This window comes from Micromonospora sp. NPDC003944, from assembly GCF_053605225.1.
Genome location: NZ_JBSGIV010000123.1, coordinates 1 through 8,187 on the forward strand (window position 1 = coordinate 1; position 8,187 = coordinate 8,187).

General features: G+C 70.7%; 9 protein-coding genes. 5 read left to right on the top strand and 4 right to left on the bottom strand.

The window, feature by feature from the left end; genetic code table 11:
- Nucleotides 1-89: 89 nt before the first annotated feature.
- Nucleotides 90-998, bottom strand: a complete 909-nt coding sequence (locus ACWER9_RS31375) for a Gfo/Idh/MocA family protein (protein WP_452305259.1) — start codon at nt 996-998, stop codon at nt 90-92.
- Between the two features lie 293 nt (nt 999-1,291).
- On the opposite strand from ACWER9_RS31375, the gene ACWER9_RS31380 reads away from it, so the two are divergent.
- The 3 genes from ACWER9_RS31380 (at nt 1,292) to ACWER9_RS31390 (ending at nt 2,549) form a co-directional block, all read left to right on the top strand.
- A complete protein-coding gene (locus ACWER9_RS31380; RefSeq protein WP_452305252.1) occupies nt 1,292-1,618 on the top strand; it encodes a cupin domain-containing protein in 327 nt (108 codons plus the stop codon).
- Nucleotides 1,619-1,747: 129 nt separating this feature from the next.
- Nucleotides 1,748-2,140 (top strand): hypothetical protein, encoded by a 393-nt coding sequence (locus tag ACWER9_RS31385; RefSeq protein WP_452305253.1) that lies wholly within the window; start codon nt 1,748-1,750, stop codon nt 2,138-2,140.
- Complete coding sequence (locus tag ACWER9_RS31390) at nt 2,133-2,549, top strand: hypothetical protein (RefSeq protein ID WP_452305254.1); 417 nt, start codon at nt 2,133-2,135, stop codon at nt 2,547-2,549. The genes ACWER9_RS31385 and ACWER9_RS31390 overlap by 8 nt, the downstream gene beginning before the upstream one ends.
- A 119-nt stretch (nt 2,550-2,668) precedes the next feature.
- Here the strand turns inward: ACWER9_RS31390 and fabG are convergent, their stop codons facing one another.
- Together fabG and ACWER9_RS31400 are read right to left on the bottom strand one after the other, a co-directional pair.
- Nucleotides 2,669-3,427 (bottom strand): 3-oxoacyl-ACP reductase FabG, encoded by a 759-nt coding sequence (fabG, locus tag ACWER9_RS31395; RefSeq protein WP_452305255.1) that lies wholly within the window; start codon nt 3,425-3,427, stop codon nt 2,669-2,671.
- A gap of 43 nt (nt 3,428-3,470) precedes the next feature.
- Nucleotides 3,471-5,123, bottom strand: a complete 1,653-nt coding sequence (locus ACWER9_RS31400; protein WP_452305260.1) for an alpha-amylase family protein — start codon at nt 5,121-5,123, stop codon at nt 3,471-3,473.
- 80 nt (nt 5,124-5,203) lie between these two features.
- Here ACWER9_RS31400 and ACWER9_RS31405 point away from each other — a divergent pair, with 80 nt between their 5' ends.
- Nucleotides 5,204-5,818, top strand: a complete 615-nt coding sequence (locus ACWER9_RS31405) for a DUF1349 domain-containing protein (RefSeq protein ID WP_452305256.1) — start codon at nt 5,204-5,206, stop codon at nt 5,816-5,818.
- Nucleotides 5,819-5,875: 57 nt separating this feature from the next.
- Nucleotides 5,876-6,547: a DedA family protein gene (locus ACWER9_RS31410; RefSeq protein ID WP_452305257.1), complete on the top strand. Its 672-nt coding sequence runs from the start codon at nt 5,876-5,878 to the stop codon at nt 6,545-6,547.
- 51 nt (nt 6,548-6,598) lie between these two features.
- Here ACWER9_RS31410 and ACWER9_RS31415 read toward each other — a convergent pair whose 3' ends face one another.
- On the bottom strand, nt 6,599-7,999 hold the full coding sequence (locus ACWER9_RS31415) for a chitinase (RefSeq protein ID WP_452305258.1): 1,401 nt from the start codon (nt 7,997-7,999) through the stop codon (nt 6,599-6,601).
- Nucleotides 8,000-8,187: the final 188 nt, after the last annotated feature.

Below are 8,187 nucleotides of genomic sequence, written 5' to 3' on the forward strand. Positions count from 1 at the left end.
GTTTGCGTCATGCCGACGGCGTGTCGTGACGCAAACCTCTTGATCACCGCATGCCTGGGGGGTGGGGTTGGGGTTGGGGTTGGGTGGGGTTAGGGGTGGGGGACGGGGGTGGTGCGGGATTCGGATCGGGCGGTTTCGGCTGCGGCGATGATGGTGACGACCTCGCGGCCGAAGCGGACGTCGCAGCGGTGGTCCCGGGTGCCGGCCCGCACCTGCTCGATGAGCTGGTCGATGGCGACGCCGAACGCGGTGGCGGCGTCGTTCTCGCCGAACGGGACGTTCTCGATGCCGTTCTCGCCGTAGAAGACGAACTCCCGGGCCATCGACTCGGTCGGGGCGTCAAGGGAGAGCGAGGCGCTGCTCGTGGCACCGCCCTCGTGGGTGAGCAGCAGGTGGATCATCCCGCTCGGCCCGTCCATCGCCGCCACCTGCGTCACCCGGCCCAGCACCGGCAGGAGGATCGAGAGGGCGTGCGGGGCGATGTCCCAGAGCGCCCCGTGCTCCCGGCGCCACAACGAGCCGCCGTACGGGCTGCCGTCCTGGAAGATCGAGGCGAAGGCGGTGGTCCGGCCGTGCTGCCAGCCCCCGGCGGCGGCGGTGGCGGCGAGGAACGCCGTCACGTTCGGCTGGAACCGCTGCGTGAAGAAGACGACCGAGGCGACCCCGGACTCGTCGGCGGCGGCCACGACCCGGTCGGCGTCGGCGACGCTGAGCGCCAACGGCTTGTCCAGCAGCAGGTGCCGGCCGGCGCGGGCGGCCCGGACCGCGATGTCGGCCTGGATGTCCGGCGGCAGGGCGACGGCCACCGCCTCGCACTGCTCGATGAGCGCGTCGACGTCGGCGTAGGCGGGCACCCCGTACCGCTCGGCGAGCGCGGAGGCGCGCTCCGGGTTGCGACCCCACACCCCGACCAGTTCCGCGTCGGGATGAGCGTGCAGCGCCTTCCCATGCGTCTCGATAGCCCAGTGACCGGTGCCGAACAAGCCGAACCGCAGCACGTGTACCTCCGCTGTTTCCCGCACCGTGGCAACGCCACGGACGTGATCCACGCTAGTCGCCCCGGCGGTCGTGACGGCGGCGGGTTCGACCAATCGAAGCAGCTCACCCTCGTTTCCGGGGCCGCGGTCGAGCTGACCGAGGGCTGGTGGCACTGTTGTCCACCCGCGGTCCGCCGGGCACCGCCCGAGCCGTTTCCGGCAGCCCCAGGTCCGATTGCCGCCAGACACACCAGGTGCGGCGAGGCAGTCTCGACGACATGCCGAGCGCGAATCCAGCGACCACCAGCGGTGTCGTGACGTTTGAACACTGGTACGACTTCACCGAGGGTGGCAGGGTGCACCGGGCGCTGCTGCCGTTTTCGTCGACGGCGCCCGCCCCGTTCGAGGTCGCTCGCTGGTCGGTGGCCCCGAACACCTCCAATGACCTCGACGTTCATCGATCCCGCGAGGTTTGGATCATCGTGTCCGGGGTCGGGACCGTGACGTTCGCCGACCGGACGGACGTGTTGCGGGCCGGAGACGTCGTGGCGTTCGACAGCAGGGTGCCGCACCAGATTCGGAACGACGGGCCCGACCCGCTGCTTGCCGTCTCGGTCTACTGGCTGCAGGCCGGCGACTGACGCCACGCGAGAAGCGTGGGCACCGGAGCGGCAGGCGGGACCGCGTCACATGCGGAGAGGCAGGGCAGCCCTTTACTACGACGGTTAGTAGGCTGTGCCGGTGACCGAGGCAACGACCGGGTGTGTCCGGTGACCAGCGTGGGCGCCGACTCGCCGGTGGACGGGATCGTCGCGACCGTGCCGATCGTGCTGTCGTTGCTCGTCGCGGTGTGGGCGCTGGTGGCGGCGGTACGCCACCGGCCACCGGACCGGGTGCAGTTCGTCGGCCTGGCCGTACTCGAAGTGGCGTTGCTGGTGTTGACCGTGCTGGCGCTCGTCGCGGTCGGCGACGGGGATCGGCCCGGCGAGCCCGGCGCCTTCTTCGGCTATCTGGTCACGCTCGTGTGCCTGCCGCCACTGGCGTGGGTGCTGGCCCGGATGGAGCCGACCCGCTGGGGCTCGGCGATCGTCTGCGCGGTCTGTCTGGTGGCCCCGGTGGTGGTGGTCCGCCTGCAGCAGACCTGGGAGGTGCTCGGTGGTTGAGGCAGGACCGGCTCGACAGCGTACGAACTCCGGGCCGGGTCGGCTGCTGATCGCGGTCTACCTACTCTTCGCCATCGCGGCGACGAGTCGGGCGGGCCTGCAGATCGCGACCAAGTTCGACGAGGCGCCGGTGGCGTACCTGCTCTCCGGGGTGGCCGCGCTCATCTACATCGTGGCCGCGGTGGGGCTGGCTCGCGCCGGGCACGCCGGCCGACGGGTGGCGCTGGCGTGCTGCTCCGTGGAGCTGGTCGGGGTGGTCGTGGTCGGCATCCTGAGCCTGGTCGACAAGGAACTCTTCCCGGACGAGACGGTCTGGTCGCAGTTCGGCAGCGGGTACGGCTACATCCCGCTGGTGCTGCCGGTGCTCGGGCTGGTCTGGCTCTGGCGCACCCGCCGCGCACCGGCCTGACCCGCCGCACCCGTCCACCGCCCAGCAAGGACCCGGCGACCACAGGACCCGGCGACCGCCCGGCAACGACCCGGGGACGAGGGCGTCCCGTCCTGGGGAGCTCCCTCGTCCGGGAGGGGTCAGTCCCGGGGTCCGCCGGCGACGTAGATGACCTGACCGGAGACGAAGCCGGCACCCTCGCTCGCGAGGAACGAGATGGTGTGCGCCACGTCCTCCGGCCGGCCCGGGCGACGGACCGGGATCTCGGCGGCGGCGTGCTTCTGGAAGTCGTCGAAGTCGACCTTCATCCGGGCGGCGGTGGCCGCTGTCATGTCGGTGACGATGAAGCCTGGTGCGACCGCGTTCACCGTCACCCCGAACGGGCCCAACTCGATGGCGAGCGTCTTGGTGAAGCCCTGCAGACCGGCCTTGGCGGCGGCGTAGTTCGCCTGGCCCCGGTTGCCGAGGGCGGAGGTGCTGGAGAGGTTGACGATCCGCCCCCACTTGCGGTCCACCATGTGCTTCTGGGCGGCCTGGCTGAACAGGAACGCGCCGCGCAGGTGCACACCCATCACCGTGTCCCAGTCGGCGCTGGTCATCTTGAACAGCAGGTTGTCGCGGAGCACGCCGGCGTTGTTGACAAGCACGGTGGGCGCGCCCAGCTCGGTGGCGATTCGTTCGACGGCCGCCTCCACCTGCTCCCGGTCGGAGACGTCGGCGCCCACGCCGAGCGCCCGGCCACCGGCCGCGGCGATGGCGTCCACCGTCTCCTTGGTGGCCGCCTCCTCGATGTCGACCACCGCGACGGCCATTCCGTCGGCGGCCAGCCGTCGGGCGGTGGCCGCGCCGATGCCGCGTGCGGCTCCGGTGACGATGGCGACGCGGGACTCCTCCGACATGATTACCTCCCGGTAACGTGGGGTCGATCGGAGGAGCTTAACGTCAACAGGCCGACCCTCGGCATAGGCGAATCCACCGGTATCCGTGGCCGGAGACCTTCACCGCGCCGAGCTTGCCCAACTCGCCGTAGCCCCGGTCGGCAAGCACGTCGATCGGCAGGTCGGCCTCCGGCTCCAGGCTGCTGAGGTCCACCTCGACGTCGTCGGTGCCCAGGTTGTGCAGGAAGACCATCGTGCCCGTCGGCCCGTCGGCACGGTGCGCGAGCACCCCGGCGGGCATCGCCACGTCGATGTGGGTCGTCGAGCCGGAGCCGATCTCCGGGGCCTCCCGCAGCGTACGGATCATGCGCTCGAACCAGGCGAGCAGCGACTTGGCGTCGCCCCGCTGGGCGGTGACGTTGACGTTCTGGTAACCGAACTCACCCTTGTCGATCACCGGGCGGACCAGCTTCTCCGGGTCCGCCGTGGAGAAGCCGGCATTCGGCTGGTACGACCACTGCATCGGGGTACGGATCGCCTCCCGACCGGGCAGCGACAGGTCCTCGCCCATCCCGATCTCCTCGCCGTAGCGCAGCACCGGCGTGCCGCGCATCGAGAACTGCAGGGCGTACGCCAGCTCGATGCGCCGCCGGTCGTTGCCGAGCATCGGGGCGAGCCGGCGACGGATGCCCCGGTCGTAGATGCGCATGTTCTCGTCCGGGCCGAACTGCGCGTACACCTGGTTGCGCTGTTCGGTTGTCAGCCGGGACAGGTCGATCTCGTCGTGGTTGCGCAGGAAGGTGGCCCACTGCCCGCCGACCGGCAGCTTCGGGGTGTCGCGGAGCGCCTCGATCAGCGACTCCGGGTCCTCCCGGGCCAGGGCGAGCATGAGCCGCCCGTTGAGCATGAAGTCGAAGAGCATGTGGATCCGGTTGCCGGAGCCGCTGGCGTCGCCGAAGAACGTGGGGAGCTGGTCCGGCTCGACGTTCGCCTCGGCCAGCAGGACCGCGTCGCCGCGACGCCACTGGACGTGCTGGCGCATCTCGGTGAGGAACTCGAAGTCCTTCGGGGAGTTCGGGTTGCCCGGCTCGGTCAGCTCGATGATGAACGGCACCGCGTCCATCCGGAAGCCGGAGACGCCGAGCTGGAGCCAGAAGGACATGATCTTCTTGACTTCGGCCCGGACCTCGGGGTTGGCGAAGTTGAGGTCCGGCTGGAACTTGTAGAACCGGTGGTAGAACCACGACTTGGCGGTCCGGTCGTAGCTCCACGTCTCGTCCTGCTCGCCGGGGAAGACCATGCCCTGGTGCCGGTCGGCCGGCTCGGTGTCGGACCAGACGTACCAGTCCCGGTACGGCGAGTCCGGCGAGGAACGGGCGGACTGGAACCACGGGTGCTCGTCGGAGGTGTGGTTGACCACCAGGTCGATGATCACGCGGATGCCCCGGTTCTGGGCCTGGTGCAGCAGCTCGGCGAAGTCGCCAAGGGTGCCGAAGCGCGGGTCCACGTTGTAGAAGTCGGTGGCGTCGTAGCCGTCGTCGCGGTTGGGCGACGGGTGGATCGGGTGCAGCCACAGGCAGGTGACCCCGAGCCGGGCCAGGTAGTCCAGCCTCCCGATCAACCCACGGATGTCACCGACCCCGTCGCCGTCGGAGTCGGCGAACGTGTCGATGTCGAGGCAGTAGACGACGGCTTCGGAATACCAACGGTCACCCATGCCGAAGAAATCTCTCCAGTTGATCACCGCGGCAAACCAGCCGGGCCGACCGGCGACCGCCGTGGGTTACCGTGCCCGTCATGGAGAACGACCTCGTACCGCCGAGCGAACTGTTGGACTGGTCCCGGGGCACCTGGCTGCACCCGCCGGTACGCGTCGAGGACGGCCCGGCCGGCGAGATGGTCGTCGAGCCGGCGGCGGAGAGCGACTTCTGGCGGCGGACCAGCTACGGCTTCGTGCACGACAACGGCCCGGCCCTGCTGGCGCCGCTGCCGGTGGGCACCGCCATGGAGGTGAGCTTCCGGCTCGACTTCTCGGCCCAGTTCGACCAGGCCGGAGCGTTCGTCCGCGTCGACGAACGGACCTGGACCAAGGCCGGTGTCGAGGTCAGTGACGGCGAGGTGCAGCTCGGCGCCGTGGTGACGCGCGAGTTCTCCGACTGGTCGGTGGGGCCGGTGCCGGAGTGGGCGGGCCGGGAGGTGACCGTCCGGGTCAGCCGGGCCGGCGACGCGCTGACCGTCCGCGCCCGGGCCGACGACGAGCCGTGGCGACTGGTCCGGCTCGCCCCGCTGGACCCGGCGGCCGACGCGATGGCCGGGCCGTTCTGCTGCGCGCCGTCCCGCGCCGGGCTGACAGTGGTGTTCACTGGCTGGAGGCAGGGGCCGGCGGACGCCGCGCTGCACCCCGAGGTGTAACGACCGCCCCGCTGGGTATGACCCTCCGATCCCCGACTGCCGACCGGAAGGACGACCATGGCGTACGCCCAGGCTGGCGACCCGTCCGAGTTCACCGGGTTGACCGGCTGGGTGGCCTCGGTGATCGAGGTGATGGGCCCGGTCGGGGTGGCGCTGCTTGTGGCGTTGGAGAGCATCGTCCCGCCGATCCCCAGTGAGATCGTGTTGGCTCTCGCCGGCTTCCTGGCGCACGAGGGGAAGTTCAACGTCGTCGTCGTGGTGCTGGCTGCGACCGTCGGGTCGCTCGTGGGTGCGCTGGTGCTCTACTGGCTGGGCGCGGCGCTCGGCGAGGAGCGACTCAAGCGCTGGCTGGACCACATCCCACTTGTGGACAGCGACGACCTGGAGAAGGCCGACAAGTGGTTCGAGCGGCACGGTCGCTGGGCGGTGCTGATCGGCCGGGTGGTGCCGGTGGTCCGGAGCCTGGTCTCCGTGCCGGCCGGGGCCAACCGGATGCCGCTGGGTGAGTTCATCCTGCTCACCACGATCGGCAGCGGGGTGTGGAACGGCCTCATCGTGGGGGCCGGTTACGCGCTGGGAAGCCGCTGGCAGGACGTCGAGCGTTACAGCGACTGGTTCAACTACGCGATCGTCGCGGTCTTCGTCGTGATGGTGGTGAGCTGGGTGATCCGGAAGGTCCGCAAGCGCCGGGAACGCGACGACCGGCGGTCGGTGACCGCCGGTCGCTGATCCGCGTTACCGCCTGCCGCCGACGCCCTTGGCGGACGCCGGCGGGCAGGCTCAGGGCAGGGTGTCCAGGTGCGGGCCGACCGTGTTGGCGAAGCCGTTGCCGTTGCTGACGTCCCAGTTCACCGACCACGTCATCGCGCCGCGGATGCCCGGGTAGGTGCGCGGCGGCCGGAAGCTGCCGCAGTTGGTGCCCCGGGCCAGGCAGTCCAGTGCGGCGTTGACGACGCTTGGCGCGACGATGCCGCCGCCGGCCGCGCCCGCTCCGGCGGGCAGGCCGAGGCCGACCTGGTCGGGGCGCAGCCCGGCCTCCAACTGGATGCAGGCCAACGCGACGATGAAGTTCACGGTGCCCTGGCCGTACGCGGCGTTCTGGTCGCAGCCGAGCATCGCGCCGGAGTTGTAGTACTGGGTGTTGACGACGGTGAGGATGTCCTTGATGTCGAGCGCCAGCTTGAAGTAGCCGCCGGCCGGGTTCTGCATGTCGATGGTCTGCGGGGCCATCGCGATGATCAGGCTCGATCCGACCTTGGCCCGCAGCGCACGCAGCGCCTGCGCCATGTACGTCGGGTTGAGCCCGTTCTCCAGGTCGATGTCGATGCCGTCGAAGCCGTACCTGGCGATCAGCGCGGCGGCCGTGTCGGCGAACGCGGTGGCCGAGGCGGCGTTGTTCACGGTGACCCGGCCGGTCTCGCCGCCGACGGAGAGGATGACCCGCTTGCCCCGACTGTGCAGGGTGCGCACGTCGGCGGTGAAGTCCGCGTCGGTGTAGCCGCCGAGCGAGGCGGCCAGTCCGGGGTCGACGCCGAAGGTGAGCGCGCCGGGGGTCGCGGTGGCCTCGGCGAAGGCGACCGCCACCAGGTCGTACTCGTTGGGGACGTCGCGCAGCCGCAGTTCGACGGCCGGGTTGTCGAAGTTGTGCCAGTACCCGGTGAGCAGGTGCTTCGGCAGCCCACCGGTTGGCGGGTTCGTGGGCGGTGGGGTGGTCGGCGGGGGCGTGGTCGGAGGCGGCGTGGTGGGCGGGGGCGTGGTGGGCGGCGGCGTGGTGGGCAGGGTGCCGCCGCCGCAGGACGCGCCGTTGAGCTGGCAGTTGCCAGGTGAGCCGGAGCCGCTGGCCAGGAAGCCGAAGGAGACCGACGCACCCGGGGCTATGGTGCCGTTCCAGGACCTGTTGGTGAAGGTGTGCCGCTGGCCCGTGGAGCTGAGCAGCGCGTCCCAGTAGCTGCCGAGCGTGGTGCCCGACGGCAGGTCGAAGGCGAGGCTCCAACCGTTGATCGTCGAGCTGCCGCCGTTGGCGATGGTGTACTTCCCCTCCCAACCGGAACCCCAGTCGGCGGTCTTGACGAAGCTGGCGGTGGCCCCCGCGGCGTACGCGGGCAGCGCCACCCAGGCCGCGCCGAGTGCTGCGGCGAGGGTGGCGACCAGGGACAGGACAAGTGCTCTGGAGCGTTTCATGGGACCCTCCGCGCCCGGGCGGGCATTCATGGACGTCGACGTTGCGGCTTATTATTAAGACAGTTAACTGTTTCTGTCCAGAGGCCGACGCCCAGGGATCGGGCCGCCCGCCGTGGGGCCTGACGGCGGGCCGCCCGCCGTGGGGCCTGACGGCGGGCCGCCCGCCGTGGGGCCTGACGGCGGGCCGC

Bases quoted from the DNA above. Each gene is read 5' to 3' on its own strand.
- fabG (WP_452305255.1), bottom strand. From the start codon at position 3,427: ATGTCGGAGGAGTCCCGCGTCGCCATCGTCACCGGAGCCGCACGCGGC.
- ACWER9_RS31400 (WP_452305260.1), bottom strand. From the start codon at position 5,123: ATGGGTGACCGTTGGTATTCCGAAGCCGTCGTCTACTGCCTCGACATC.
- ACWER9_RS31405 (WP_452305256.1), top strand. From the start codon at position 5,204: ATGGAGAACGACCTCGTACCGCCGAGCGAACTGTTGGACTGGTCCCGG.
- ACWER9_RS31410 (WP_452305257.1), top strand. From the start codon at position 5,876: ATGGCGTACGCCCAGGCTGGCGACCCGTCCGAGTTCACCGGGTTGACC.
- ACWER9_RS31415 (WP_452305258.1), bottom strand. From the start codon at position 7,999: ATGAAACGCTCCAGAGCACTTGTCCTGTCCCTGGTCGCCACCCTCGCC.